Genomic DNA, 14391 nt, shown 5'->3' on the forward strand with positions numbered 1-14391 from the left:
TTACAAAAAGCTGGATGCCAACTATCCCTCTTTCATCCCAAAGATAGAGCAAATATTCTCAACAATCAAACTCATTCATCTGGGCAATAAGTCTCGGAAACCGAAAAGAAAGTTGAGGAAAGTGACATAAGCGGTTAGGTGAAGATAAAATACCAGTGGTCGCTTTAATATCACCTGAATAGTCGGTTTTTTGTGTCTTTCCCGAGACTATCGGCTGCTCCCACTGGTTTGCTGTTGTTTGTTGTTGTAATCCGAGGAAATATAGTCCTTGCGTTCCCAAGCGCCTGAACTGCATTCGTCTCTATAGTAGAAATTGTAACAGACAATACCCATTTTGTGTAAAAAAAAGTAAACAATTTGGTAAAAAATTATTTTTTGCGGTAATCCTCAACCCTCTGAGGACAGCCCCAGATTACCGTTTCCTGTTTGTAAACCACCATACCGGGCTTGGCGCCCTTGGGTTTATAGACGTATTTGGGACGGGTATAGACGACGGGAACCTGTTCACTATGGCGAGCGCGGCTATAATAAGCGGCGTAATCGGCGGCAAATTGCAGATCGGCGGCTTCTGGAACTGTACCGGGGGTTAAACGGAGTAAAACGTGACTACCAGCGATTTCTTGACTATGAAACCAGATATCGTAATCGCTGGCGCTACGAAAAGTTAGCCGATCATTTTGACGGTTATTTCTGCCAATCCATAATTCTACTCCAGAGGGAGTAGTAAAGCGCATGGGTTCGGATTCTTTATTATTCGCCCGATTACGCCGGTAATTGCTTTCTAGATACTTCTGTTGGATTAATTCTTCTTGTATCTCGTCTAGGGCCTCTAAATCTTCGCTGCTGCTATAATTTTCTAGTTGACTTAAACTCGATCGCACTTGTTCGAGATAATTAATTTCACTGACCACTTCCTCTAATAAAGGTTCCACCGCTAACCGGGCCCTTTTTAATTTCTGATGTTGTTTATAAAAATATTGGGCATTCTGCACGGGATTTCTTTCGGGATCGAGAGGAATAATTACAGGTTTTCCTGTCTGGAAATCCGCCAAACTAATGCTAGTCATTCCCTGCTGTATTTGCTGCAGATTTGCCATTAATAAATCCCCTTGCTCTTTATAGCGATCGGCATGAGCAGATTCTGCTAGTCTTGTTTGAAATCCCGCCGCTTTAGTTTGCAGTTTAGTCAGTAAAGAGGTGACTTTTTGGTTTAATTTTTGCTGTAGTTGTCGAAAGCTTTCTTGATTAATTTGGTCGCTATAATAACGGTTTAATAATTCTTGAACATTTTTAGCCGCTGCCAGTATCTCCCCACCGATAACTGTATAACCTTCTCTTGTCCATCCGGGTTGAAAGGTTTTATTTTCGAGCATTTTTAACCATTCTTGCCAAGCTGAAAAGAGCTTTTCCCAATCGTTATTATCTAACTGATCCGTGTTTAATTTCGGGTTAATCTTGGCTTTTTGCAACAGCGATCGAGCGATGACTGGACTCACCCCACGATAGGTACTAACTAGCTGTTTTTCGATAGTTTTAGGGATTAAACTAACTCTAGCTTGCCAACTGCTCAAGGATTCTTCTAAACTGGGATTTGTTGCCAATAAAACGGGGGGTAGTTGATAGATTTGTCCCGTTTGTACGGTGCGAACACTGGACTGGGTGGCATTGACTTGATGGGCAACGGTGACAATTTGATTGTCAGCCGCAGTTAAAATAACATTGCTATATTTACCCATAATTTCTATATACAAATGCCCCAGGGCCGGATCATCGGGACGTTGGGCAAATTGCAGATCGATGACTCTTTCCCACGGGGCAACAAATGCTAATTTTGTTAGCGCAAAACCATTGAGTTGATGACGCAATTGATCGCTGAAAGTGAAGGTATCAGGGACTTTTGGCGGTGGATCACCAATATGCAGCCGCGCTCCTTGGGGATGCCAAGAAATAATTAACCATCCCTTGCGATCGAAGGTTCGTAAATAGAGGGCGATCGTTTGGCGATCAATTTGATACACTTGTTCTAGTCTCGCCGGCAGCCAAGTGGCGGCAATTTCGGCACAAGTGGCGCTGAGGGTGGTAAAGTCTAGGGATTGCATTTTCAGGATTCAGCTGTAGGGTGGGTTAGGCGACGGTAACTGCTACAGTTTAGTATTGATTTTGTGTTCGCCGTAACCCACCAAATTATTGCTCCTTTTTTCTTGGTGCGTTAGGTTGGTGCGTTACGCTGCGCTAACGCACCCTACTGGACTGTTTCAGCTAAAATAGGGCTATAGATTTCGGCTTAAAGTCTTAGATTATAGAATTTATAGCATTTTTCTAATACACCAAATTAGCTGAAACAAACCACTACTTTTTACTTTTATAAAAGGGTTTTTTAACGACGGTAGCGGGGTAGGTAGTGCCGCGGATTTCCACTTCGATCGCCTGTCCGATCGAGGCGAAAGGTGTGGGAAGATAGGCTAAAGCGATCGCTGTGTTTAAAGTTGGTGATAAAGTGCCACTGGTGACTTTACCCACCGCTTCCCCAGCCAATACTACCGGATAATCGTGACGGGCGATATGTTTGCCGGACATCTGCAATCCCACCAAGCGCCGATTGACACCATTAAGTTTTTGGTCTTCAAGGACATTGCGACCGATAAAATCGCCTTTTTCTGGCAGATGAACCAACCAATTTAAGCCTGCCTCTAGGGGACTCGTGCTATCGTCGATATCCTGTCCATAAAGGGCTAAAGCTGCCTCTAAACGCAGGGTATCCCGCGCTCCTAAACCGCAGGGAGTCACCCCTAAATTTAAGAATTCCGTCCAAAGTCGCTGCCCGATTTCAGGAGCGGCCATAATTTCAAAACCATCTTCTCCCGTGTAACCGGTCCTAGCGATAAAAACTTTTTCCCCGAAAAGCTGGCTTTCCCAGTGATTAAATAGGCCAAAATCGCTTAATTTTTCCCCGACCAAGGGCTGTAAAATTGTGGCTGCCTTGGGTCCTTGCAGGGCAATTAAGACCCTTTCTCGGGATAAATCCTTTAATTTGACCCCCGATCCCTCTAAATTGCCTAAAATCCACTCTCGATCTTTATCGGTGGTTGAGGCATTAACAATTAATACGCCTTGGTTGTCGCTTTGGTAGTAAAAGATAATATCATCGATAATACCACCGTCGGGGTTAAGTAAAACGCTATACTGTGCCTTTCCTGCCCTTAAACGGGCTAAATTAGAGGGAACTAGGGTTTGGAGAGATTGAACCAGATTATCTCCAGTTAAGATAAATTTGCCCATATGGGAAATGTCAAACATCCCGACACCGTTGCGGACAGCATTATGTTCGATTTTTAGGCCGCTAAACTGTATCGGCATCTCCCAACCCGCAAAAGGGGTAAATTTGCTGGTTTGTTGGGCAATTAGGTCGTATAAGGGGGTACGAATAGCGGGGGGAGTTGCTTCTTGGTTAGCCACGGTGATCTCGATCGAATGGTTTTCTGCCTAGAGTAGCATAGCAGTTATCAGTTATCAGTGACCAGTTATCAGTTATCAGTTATCAGTTATCAGTGACCAGTAAACAGTAAACAGGAGACAGGAGACAGGAGACAGCTTTTATGTATTCTCCCCACTTCCCACTCCCCCACTCCCCAATTCATCATTCATAATTTATAATTCATAATTTATAATTCCCACTCCCTTAACCTTTCTCGCACTCTGTCAATGGGAATCGCGAAACCGCAGCCCAATCTAACGGCATTTTCCAGGGGTTTAGGAGTGGAGGGATCATCACAAAATAAACTCGCTTGAGAAATCACTCCCACCACTTGATTTTTATCGTTTAAAACTGGACTTCCCGACTGTCCAGAAACGACAAACATGGACAAACTTAAGGATTTTTCGTTATGATCATTAACCGTGCCTTTGCTGACAGTCCAATCTTTTTGATTAAAAGGATTACCGATCGAGATTACTGGTTGATTAGCGGCAATTGGTAGGGGTGCTAAAGCTAAAGGTTTTAAGTCTGGGGGGGGATTTTTTACCTCTAATACTGCTAAATCGAGCCAGTCGTCAGCGGGGGTAGTGTGGAGAATTTTAGCTTTTGAACGCTTGCGGATTTTCCCCTGGGGTGGTTGGCTATAATACTCGACAAAAATGCGGGACCCTGCATCGATTTCCTGACGGGAATTCGTCACCACATGGCGATTAGTCACGATCCAAGCTCTATCTTGATCTCGTTTTAATAACCAACCCGTGCCGATACCATTGTTATTTTTGCCGCGAATGACAATTTTAACAATTGAGCGTTTTAAATTCACCAGAGGATCACTCTTAACACTGGGAATTATCTCTGGAATTTTTAATAATTCGGGATGATCATGAATTAATCGCCCCCGTTGGATTTCCTGTAAAATAAATCTAACTTCTGATAAATTGGGATCGATTTCTACGGCCTGCCGACACCAATTTAGACCCTCATCGATCTGACCGCTATTGATATAGATATAACAGAGATTTTCGTAAATCTCGGCATTTTTGGGGCTAATTTGGCGCGCCTGTTGAAAAGCTGCCATCGCTTCCCCTAGTTTTCCCTGTTCTGCTAAAGCTTTACCTAAATAATTATAAATATCCCCATCTTTAGGAGCGTAAACTAAAGCCTGTCGATATATTTGCCCCGCTTGCTCCCATTTTCCCTGTTTTGCTAGGGTTTCTCCTAATTTTTTGTAGGTTTCACCCTGACTAGGTATCAATTCTAGAGCTTGCTCATAGGCATAACTGGCCTCTTGCCAGAGTTGCTGTTCACTGTAGGCCTTTCCCAGATAAAAATAGGCTTTTCCCTGACTAGGATCGAGAAAAACCGCTGCTTGCAGAGCTTTCGCCGCCTCATCCCAACGTTGTAAACTATAGAGAGCTTTTCCTAGCTGAAATTGCGCTTTAAAAGTTGGTTTAATGATAATTGCTTTTTGGTAAGCATCGATCGCCTCAGACCATTTTTCCTCTTGGGCGAAGATATCTCCCAAAGCCACTAAATAATTACTTTGGGAGGGTTCCATCGCTGGTTGATCATTAACGATAAAGCCACGATCATAGGCTTCTAAGGCTTCAGAATAGCGTTTTTGACTTTGTAAGACCTGAGCAATTTTTATATGGGCTTGGCCCAAATTTTCGTGAAAAGATAAAACTGTTCGGTAGGCAGACAGAGCCGATTCCTTCTCCCCCGCGGCCAAAAGTTGATCGCCTTGCCAGAGATAAGCCAAGGCAATAAGATAAAAAATAGCAAAGGGAGCGGCGGCGATAAAGGCAATAATTACAAATATTTGCAGGGGTTTGCTAGAATAGCGGCGACCGATTTTAACATCTTTTCTTTTCATTTCTTGGTTAGGATAGACAACAGGCCAAAGGTGGTTCGATAATTGACCTAGAGCAATTTAGATGCGCGGGCAGCTTACACATATTTTGGCTTTTCCTGTTGCCCTTTCCGCAGTTCTGCTCCTCCTTCTTTCTGGGGTATGAAGGTAATTTTGTGCAACTACTTACCGATTGCTGCTGCGAGCGCTGGGTAGGATTAACATAGCGTCACCGAAGGAATAGAAACGGAAACGCTCTTGGATAGCTGCTTGATACAATGCCAGTAGTCTTTCCCGTCCGATTAAGGCACTGACTAACATCATCAAACTGGACTTGGGTAGGTGAAAATTAGTGATCATGCCGTCGATAACCCGCCATTGATAACCAGGATAGACAAATAAATTCGTTTTTCCCTGAAAAGCGGTTAATTTCTCGCTCTTACTTTCTTTAATTGCCCCTTCCAAGGCGCGAGCTACCGTGGTTCCCACGGCGATAACCCGGCCACCTCTAGCCTTTGTTTGGGCGATTTTTTCGGCAGTTTCGGCGGAAATCTGCAAAAATTCTTGGTGCATTAGGTGTTCTGTAATATTTTCCACTTCCACGGGGCGAAAGGTTCCCACTCCTACATGAAGGGTGATATAGGCGGTATCTATACCCTTCTGGGCGAGCTTATGGAATAATTCGGGAGTAAAATGTAATCCAGCCGTGGGAGCGGCCACAGAACCCTGTTTATCAGCGTAAACTGTTTGATAACGGTCTTCTTCCGCCTCTGATTCGGTGACGTAGGGGGGGAAAGGAATATGACCGTACTCCTCCAACATATCCCAAAAACTGCGCCCGGGATGACGCTGAAATTCCAGCAGACGACCACTGGTGTTCAGATCTCGGTCGATTACTTTCGCTAACCATAATTTTTCTTTGTCTTCCGTTCGCCCTGTTTTCGGATAAAAAAGGACTTCTGAACCGACTTTAAAGCGTTTTCCCGGTTTCACCAGAGATAACCAACGATGGTCATCTTGTTCTTCTAATAGTAATATTTCTACGGGGGCGCCCGTGGTTTTACGTCCAAATAAACGGGCCGGAATCACGCGGGTATCGTTGAAAACCAGCAAATCCCCCGACTCTAACCAAGTGGGTAAATCCCGAAAAATAGCCAAATTATGACTATTGGGAGAATCTACCACCAAAAGACGGGAACTGTCTCGGGTTTCTGCGGGATTTTGGGCAATTAACTCCGGAGGAAGGTGATAATCGTAGCTGGAGAGTAATTGGTCAGGGGTCATCGTCATTGTCATCATAAAGATCTTCGCAAAAGTTGGGTAATTCTACCCAGGCGAACTTCAAGAAATCGGGGATTTCTCCCCTTGGTGTATGGGACGGTTTATCGTCAGACTAGAGATATAACACTAATTGTGACTATTAGCCAATAGCCCAGCGGCCACTATGGACTATCTCTATTTTCTTGCTAATGCTAGTTTAACGCTACGAGTCACCGAATACCTGCGATCGATGACTCATCTGCCCTCCTCCGTGATGACGGTTATCCATCAGATTAACGGTTGGGTGGTCAAGGTGAAGTTTAATCAAATGCTGACTCCTTGCCAACACGGGGATTTTCGCGCCTACATGAATGAGTTAGGGATTCCCTATCAACCGGAAATGCGTCTCCAGATGGTTTTTTGGAGTTTGGAAACGGGACAATCTCCTATTGATGTCATGCGTCGCTATCAAGTGGCGATTGTGTCCCATGGTACCCCGGATCAGCAAGATATAGAGGCTTTTCGGCAACAATTTACTAAAGGTTTAGGATACTGTCCGGAAACTCTGGCCTAGGGTTTATTTTCTATCGGGATGCTCTTCTAGGGCAACTACAGGACTCAAATCGTTGATGTGATCAATTAATTGATACAAGCGTCCGTAACTCTTGCCGTTGAAGTAAAAAACTAGACGAGGTAAATGGTGGCTGGAATCCCGATTCTCTCGTTCTAGAATTTGACTAGGTGCGATTTTCCCCTTAACTAGGATATCGCCGAAGTTTTGGTTAATTTGTTCGATCTGTTCCCCGCTTAGTTCGTGATTAAGACGAATAACAAAGGATTCTCCCACAAAACGGCTGGAGTGATACACCCGATAGAAGTGGCGAATTGTTTGACAAGCGTAGTCTAGATCGTTGGTAATTGTATAAAAATTCCGATCTTCAGCGGATATCAGTCCTCTTTTTTGCAGATTTTCACTAATTTGTTCTTGCCAAGTTTGCCAGTAATCCCCATCAGGCTCATCAATTAATACTAGGGGTGCAGGTCCGTATTTACCGGTTTGACAGAGGGTAAGCGTCTCAAAGGCCTCATCTTGGGTGCCAAAACCACCGGGGAATAAAGCTACTGCGTCACTTTCCCGCAGAAAAAATAGTTTTCTGGTAAAGAAATATTTAAAATCGATTAATTTGGCATCATTTATGATATGAGGATTAGCCCCCTGTTCAAAGGGTAGCTGAATATTTAATCCGAAGGAATTTTCCCGTCCAGCACCTTCATTCCCTGCTTGCATGATGCCACCCCCAGCACCAGTTAACACCATAAAACCGTATTGACTGATACGGCGTGCGAATTCTACTGCGAGACGGTATTCACTGCTGTCGGGTTTGATGCGTGCCGAGCCAAAAATGGTCAGTTTACGAATGTGACGGTAGGGGTAAAATACCTGAAATCCCTTTTCTAGATCTTCGATCGCGTAGGTTAAAATTTTCCAATCGAGGCGATCGATTTCCTCCCCGGCAATTCTGACTATTGCTTCCAGAGATCTTTGAATCCATTTACTATCTTTTAAGTGAGGCAAATGTTGCAGCAATTTCAGCAAGTCTTCGGTTAATTGAGAATAGGAATTTTCCATTGGTGGGTTGGGTTTTGGGTTTGAGGGTGTTGGGGTTTTAGGTTTTTAGGGTTTTAGGGTGTTGGGGAAGATATTTCTTAGTCCCCATTTCCCCATTTCCCTGTCCATTAGTTAACTGTTCAAAGACTTAAAGATCACTGTTCAGGATTATTTATTGCTTGATTAATTTGGGTGATTTGGGTTTGAAAATATTGTTCACGATAACGGATAGCTTGGGCTAATTCCGCACCTTTTTGGAAAGCGAGTAAAGCTTGGGGATAATTTTTTCTCTCTAGATAAATTTGACCGATTTGATCGTAGGTATTCATTAAACCGTAGTAATTATAACCCAATTCATGGACTTTAATTAATTCTTGATAGATTTGTAAAGCATAATCTACCTGTTGATAACTTTTATAAAGTTCGGCTAACTTATTTAAAGCTTCTCCTGCGGTGCCGTACTGTTGTAAAGCAAAAGCGAGAGAATAGGCTTCTTGAAAGTTTTGGCTGGCTTTATTTGCATCTTTTAAAGCTTGGTAATCTAAACCAATTTGAATTTTTAGAGCGGGGATTAACTGTATTTGCTGATTTCTGATCTGGGTTTCAGCTATTTCTTCTTTAATTTTCACGGCGTTAGCTGGTTGCAAAGATTCTCGATAAATTTCTGCTAGTCTTTGCAAATAAATTCCTTGAGTTAAAGAATTATTCTGCGCCTTAGAAATAGTTAATAATTCCTCATAGACTGGGGCTGCTTTTTGATAATCAAAACGGGATAAATGAATTTGACCAAGTTGATTTAGAGTTGCTTCTACTGCCACATTATCACCAGATTGTCTGGCATTAGCTAGAATTTTATCATAGATAATTATCGCATCATTAAAAGCTCGTACCTGTTGATAGGATGTACCTAATAATGCTAATAACTCCCCGTCCATTGTCTGGTTAGTTTCTGCGGTTTGTTGCAGAGCTTTTAAACGAGCAGTAATTAATTTAACATCCTCGGTTCGATCTCGATTCCAAGCTGCTAACCCCACTTTTCCCAAAGATTTTACTTCTTCTTTGGCCCCTAAATAACGATTTAATTTAATCACTTCATACCAGATAGGAAAAGCTTCCTCATTTAATCCCACATCGTATTTAGCTTGAGCTTCAGCATCGCGTTGATCGATGTATAATAACAGTTGACGACGCTCCAAGGGAGTTAAAGGGCGATCAATTCCGGGTAATAAAGGACTTTTTAGGGGAGTTTCGAGGGGATTGGGTGCAGAGGTTTCTGTTTGTGCTAGGAGAGGAAGGGAAGTACCGATCAAACAGAGCCATAAACTGAGAGAAAAACGTAGCATAATAGATTGATAGGAGCGTAGTAGAGGATGATATTTTGTGATCGATCGATTCTATAAGAGACTGACTGCCGAAAATTTGCGTTTCCCAATTTTGGGTTTAATTGCTAGTTTGATTGTAACCTTTAGTCTGGCTGCCTGTGGTGTCTCCCCGCAAGTTTTAGCAGAACAACGAATGTTTCTACCCCTCTCGGTCGAGTTTTTGGGAGAATATCAATTACCACAAGCGGATTATCAGGAGACAAGGGTGGGGGGATTATCGGCAATTACCTATGATCGTGCCAATAACCGCTTTTATCTCCTCAGTGATGATCGTTCTCAGAAAGCTCCGGCCCGCTTTTATCGGGCCAGTTTGCAGATAAATGATGAAAAAATCGAAAAAGTGAATTTAGAGGCAGTCACGTTCCTAAAAGATGGCAAGGGAGAAACTTTTAAAAAGGGATCGATCGACCCGGAAGGTATCGCTTTTTCGCCCCGACAAACTTTGTTTATTTCCAGTGAAGGTGCGGTTAAACAGGGAATTGCTCCTTTTATTGCTGAATTTGATTTGCAGGGACAATTAAAGGAGTCTTTGTTAATTCCTAATCGCTTTTTACCGGATGATAGCAATCAAAAAGGAATACAGGATAATTTAGGGTTTGAATCCTTAACTTTAGGGATTACCAGCACCCTCAAAGACGATCCTTTTCGTTTGTTTACTGCCACAGAAAACGCTTTAATTCAAGATAGTCCCACGGGAAAAAGAGCAGAAAATCTCAGAGTGCGACTTCTTCATTATGTGATCGATCCGATTGGTGCGCCTGTGTTAGTATCAGAACAATTGTATGTGTTAGATGAGCCACCCAGTGGTGCGAGATACTACGGTTTAACGGAATTATTAGCTTTAGAAAAAGAGGGTTATTTTCTCAGTTTAGAGCGAACTTTTGGTTTAGAAGGTTTTGGAGCGAAACTATTTCAGGTAGTTAATGGGAGTGCCACTGATACGTCGAAAATTGCTCGGATACCGGGGGAATTAGAAGCTTTACAGGTGCAACCCTTGCGGAAAAAATTATTACTAGATTTAGGGACTTTGGGGATTGATTTAGATAATTTGGAAGGAATGACCCTCGGTCCAAGATTAGCTGATGGCAGTCGCTCTTTGATTTTAGTCAGTGATGATAATTTTAATCCGAATCAGGTCAATCAGTTTTTACTATTTCGACTCAAGGAAAAATAAACAAGAGATGGTTAATTGCCTCACCTATCCCCTTCTGGGAGAGGGGTTGGGGTGAGGACTACCAATAAAGAAAAAGGTGATAAATAGCCGGTTTAAAGACACAACGGCCGGTTAATAATCACTTTTTTCGATATCTTTGCGAATATCATTCAGGTCAATATAGCGATCGGTGGCGTTGCGTAATTCCCTAGCGATCATCCCTTCCGTAGAAACTACGGTAATATGAGTATTTTTAGAGCGCAATAGTTCGATCGCTCGTTCAAAATCGCCATCACCGCTAAATAAAATCACTCGATCGTATTGATCGACGGTATTAAACATATCGACGACAATTTCGATATCTAAATTAGCTTTCTGGGAAAACCGACCGGAACTATCATCATAATATTCTTTCAAAATTTTTGTTCTCACCGTATAACCCAAACTAATTAAAGCATCGCGAAAACCTCTTTGATCTTGGGAATCTTTTAAACCCGTGTACCAAAAGGCATTAATTAACATAATATTCGGGTCGTTGGTGAAGTAATTTAACACCTTGCGCGGGTCAAAAAACCAACCATTTTTTTGTTGAGCATAAAACATATTATTGCCATCCACAAAAATCGAAAGGCGATCTTTCGGACGGCCGCCACCATTACAATGACAAAGACCGGCTTCTGTCATACAAAATACATACCTAATTTTTTATAGAGTTTAACTATAAAATTACTTTTTAGTAATTTTACGGGGGAAAACGACTATTCTTTGAGGAATAGCGGTGATTTGAGAGCAAAAAGATAGCAACTAAAATAAAAATTAGCTTTTTTGTCTGGGAGACAAACTAGATAATAGTTTGGGAATAATTAAAAGTGATAATAGGGGGATTGTACAGTAATTAGGTCATTTTGATAATCTTTCTCGATAGATGGGTATCAACAAGGCTGGTTAGATCAGGTAGGAACACCAATCACTCCAACCTCCAGAATATAGCTTAACATTGTCGTATCCGGCTAGGGTAAGGGAAAGGATATTGACACAGGCTGTCACTCCCGAACCACAGTAGAGGATAATTTCTCGATCGCCTTGCCGCTCTTGCCAACGTTGTTTTTGCTGGGCCAGGGGTTGAGAAAAACCCTGACTATCGGTGACTTCCAACCAGGGATAATTAAGCGCCCCCTCGATGTGGCCGGCGATCGGATCGATCGGTTCCCTTTCGCCCCGATAGCGATCGCTTTCCCTGGCATCAATTAACACCACTCCCGCTTGCTCTTTTTGCCTTTTCACCTCCTCGATCGTGACTACCCAATCCTCTCGAACTTGGGGGAGAAAAGCGCCGGTTTTTGGCACAGGTATCTGATTAGAGACGGGATAACCGGCATTTAACCAATTTTGCCAACCACCATCGAGAATGCTGACTCGTTCATGACCGAGATAACGTAATAACCACCAGAGACGACTGGCAAAGGCAAAACGGGAGGCATCGTAGGCGATAATATGGGTTTGGCTGGAAATCACCCCTAAAGAGCTTAATTTAGCGGCTATCGTCTGCGGATTCGGCAAAGGATGACGGCCGCCATGACGGGCAACGGGAGCCGATAAATCGCGATCGAGGTGTAAATAGAAGGCATTTTCAATATGATTGGCTAAATACTCTTGATAACCGAGATCGGGATCATTTAATTGAAAACGACAGTCAATAACCATCAGATCGGGGCGATCGAGATTGTTAACTAACCAACTAGGAGAAACGAGGGGTGCGATCGGATTCATGGCGGGAAAATTGTTTAATAATTAATAGACAGTTGCGCTGATCTTCGTTGCGAGTATAACTGAGTTGATCGGCGATTTTTCGGAGGATCGGCAGTCCTTGCCCATGACCAGAGAAACTATAGTCATGATAGGCGTTTTTCTCGATAAAGTCCTCTAAATCGAAGACGGAACCCCGATCCCAGATGCGAATTTCCATCTGGTGAGGGGTAATCTCAATCTCGATCTCGATCGGAATTTCGGGGGGGAGGTGTCGGTGAGCGTGACGGACAGCATTGGTAAAACCTTCGGCAAGAGCAAGCTGACACTGGAGCCAGGCTTTTTTGGGAATGCCCGCCGGTTCAAGTTGCTCAAAATAGTTTAAAACGGTATCTAAGGACTTGAGATCGCTATCTACCTGAAAAGAAATCTTCACCCCCGGCTTACCTCTGCAATGCCTTACGCTAGAAGTTATAGTTAGTAAAAGTATAGTCAAATATAGACAGACTAAATTCCATTTCAGAAATTCCCTTCACTTTTACTTCAAGAGATTGATTCTCCTTGGGTGAACTACGCACCTCTCTATCCCATAGCGGTTAAACGCATTTGGGAATGCTTTTCGCAAAATGTTGTAGGAACCCATAACATCAGATTGGCAAAGAAATCCTCTATCTGTGCGATATAACCCTCGCGAAATTCGGTTTCCTGAAAACACTGGCTTTTCAGTTGTTTGTCCATACACTGGTAGGGGGTCTAAATTCAAAAAATTAGCAACGGAGGTATAGGATTCCTCTTGAGTAATCACTTTGATTCCTACTAATTGACATTTATAAATAATCATGTCAATTAATCGAGCATGAGGGATGGTCACAAATTTTTGATTATTGACTTTCCCTAAGTTTACCTCTTGTTTCCACCCTGGATTATTACCAATAACTAAAGTGGTAATTTGTTGGTCAACTAAGAGCTTAACCAAATAACAACTAGCCTTATGAAGATAATCATCTACTTTCTGATTTCGACATCGAGTTAAACGGCTAATCCTCTGGGAACTTTGACGATTACCTTTTAACAGAGATTGTAACTTAGCTCGACGTTGGTTATAAAATTGATTCAGGCTTTTTAACGGTCTGCCATTAATCAACAAAGAGATAAAATCTGGTTGATTTGAAGTTACAGCCATCAAATTATCTATGCCTAAATCTATCGCAGCTATTTTTTCATTAGGAGCTAAGAACTGTTCGGTTTTCTCATAAATTACCTCGATTACATAACAATCACATTTAGGAACTATTCTAACTTCTGCTAGGCGCTCCGCTACTCTCGTCGGCAATGCAATTGAAGTACCTGATAGCTTGACTAATCCTTGCTTAAGACCTACTTTGCTGATGGCTTGAATTGTGTAAACTAAGAGATTTCTTCCTTTTTTTGGCTCCTTATAGCCAGGGATTTTGGGTTTTCCCAGAAATTTATCGGGGTGACTTTTAAACTCTGATGAAGCGGCAAAAAATGATTGCCAGTTCCGGTCTAATCCTCTTAAAACTTGTTGGGAAATTTTAGCGGGTAAAGCTCGATACTGTTCTGTGTCTTTCATCAGAGAGGCCATCTGATTATAGGTCAAATAGCCATGACCATAAATGAAGTTTTGTCGGATTAAATAATTGGCTGAGTTGTAGAGATTTTTAGACTGCCAAGATAAATTATCTATCTCCGCCCAAAATCGATGTCCTTTCTTGATAATGTGTCTTTCTGCTACTAACATTATTATCCGTTGTCTTTTAACTCAGCGTCGGGTTTTGAAGGGTTGTCATCCGTTATGATAGTTGTACCAGAAGGCAATTGATAGCCTGTTAAATTCCCTTGTTTCCACCACCTCCAAGTCGTTCGATAACTTATTCCTGTTTTTTTTGCCTA

Annotated in this window: 12 protein-coding genes; 2 read left to right on the forward strand and 10 right to left on the reverse strand. The window is 42.5% G+C overall.

Annotation, left to right across the window (positions count from 1 at the left end; genetic code table 11):
- Positions 1-368: 368 nt before the first annotated feature.
- The 4 genes from IM473_RS05745 to queA all read right to left on the reverse strand — a co-directional run bounded on the left by IM473_RS05745 (position 369) and on the right by queA (position 6611).
- Positions 369-2099: an Rqc2 family fibronectin-binding protein gene (locus tag IM473_RS05745; protein ID WP_287656692.1), complete on the reverse strand. Its 1731-nt coding sequence runs from the start codon at positions 2097-2099 to the stop codon at positions 369-371.
- A 250-nt stretch (positions 2100-2349) separates the two neighbouring features.
- Positions 2350-3456 carry a glycine cleavage system aminomethyltransferase GcvT gene (gcvT, locus tag IM473_RS05750; protein WP_287656693.1) on the reverse strand — a complete coding sequence of 369 codons (1107 nt, stop codon included), beginning with the start codon at positions 3454-3456 and terminating at the stop codon, positions 2350-2352.
- A 206-nt stretch (positions 3457-3662) separates the two neighbouring features.
- On the reverse strand, positions 3663-5351 hold the full coding sequence (locus tag IM473_RS05755) for a tetratricopeptide repeat protein (protein ID WP_287656694.1): 1689 nt from the start codon (positions 5349-5351) through the stop codon (positions 3663-3665).
- 162 nt (positions 5352-5513) lie between these two features.
- A complete protein-coding gene (queA, locus tag IM473_RS05760) occupies positions 5514-6611 on the reverse strand; it encodes a tRNA preQ1(34) S-adenosylmethionine ribosyltransferase-isomerase QueA (protein WP_287656734.1) in 1098 nt (365 codons plus the stop codon).
- 160 nt (positions 6612-6771) lie between these two features.
- Here queA and IM473_RS05765 point away from each other — a divergent pair, with 160 nt between their 5' ends.
- Complete coding sequence (locus IM473_RS05765; protein ID WP_002733765.1) at positions 6772-7161, forward strand: hypothetical protein; 390 nt, start codon at positions 6772-6774, stop codon at positions 7159-7161.
- 3 nt (positions 7162-7164) lie between these two features.
- Here IM473_RS05765 and IM473_RS05770 read toward each other — a convergent pair whose 3' ends face one another.
- Positions 7165-8217 (reverse strand): LOG family protein, encoded by a 1053-nt coding sequence (locus IM473_RS05770; RefSeq protein WP_287656696.1) that lies wholly within the window; start codon positions 8215-8217, stop codon positions 7165-7167.
- A gap of 134 nt (positions 8218-8351) precedes the next feature.
- Positions 8352-9539, reverse strand: coding sequence for a tetratricopeptide repeat protein (locus tag IM473_RS05775; protein WP_287656698.1), 1188 nt, complete (start codon positions 9537-9539; stop codon positions 8352-8354).
- Between the two features lie 37 nt (positions 9540-9576).
- Between IM473_RS05775 and IM473_RS05780 the strand changes: the two genes are divergently transcribed.
- A complete protein-coding gene (locus tag IM473_RS05780; protein WP_287656700.1) occupies positions 9577-10752 on the forward strand; it encodes an esterase-like activity of phytase family protein in 1176 nt (391 codons plus the stop codon).
- Between the two features lie 111 nt (positions 10753-10863).
- Here IM473_RS05780 and IM473_RS05785 read toward each other — a convergent pair whose 3' ends face one another.
- The 4 genes from IM473_RS05785 to IM473_RS05800 all read right to left on the reverse strand — a co-directional run bounded on the left by IM473_RS05785 (position 10864) and on the right by IM473_RS05800 (position 14239).
- A complete protein-coding gene (locus IM473_RS05785) occupies positions 10864-11415 on the reverse strand; it encodes a LabA-like NYN domain-containing protein (RefSeq protein ID WP_002764933.1) in 552 nt (183 codons plus the stop codon).
- Between the two features lie 261 nt (positions 11416-11676).
- Positions 11677-12501: a sulfurtransferase gene (locus tag IM473_RS05790; RefSeq protein WP_287656702.1), complete on the reverse strand. Its 825-nt coding sequence runs from the start codon at positions 12499-12501 to the stop codon at positions 11677-11679.
- Positions 12470-12913 (reverse strand): ATP-binding protein, encoded by a 444-nt coding sequence (locus tag IM473_RS05795; RefSeq protein ID WP_287656704.1) that lies wholly within the window; start codon positions 12911-12913, stop codon positions 12470-12472. The genes IM473_RS05790 and IM473_RS05795 overlap by 32 nt, the downstream gene beginning before the upstream one ends.
- A 102-nt stretch (positions 12914-13015) precedes the next feature.
- Positions 13016-14239, reverse strand: a complete 1224-nt coding sequence (locus IM473_RS05800; protein WP_287656705.1) for an RNA-guided endonuclease InsQ/TnpB family protein — start codon at positions 14237-14239, stop codon at positions 13016-13018.
- Positions 14240-14391 lie beyond the last annotated feature (152 nt).

It is taken from the genome of Microcystis sp. M015S2, from assembly GCF_020245945.1.
GTDB lineage: Bacteria > Cyanobacteriota > Cyanobacteriia > Cyanobacteriales > Microcystaceae > Microcystis.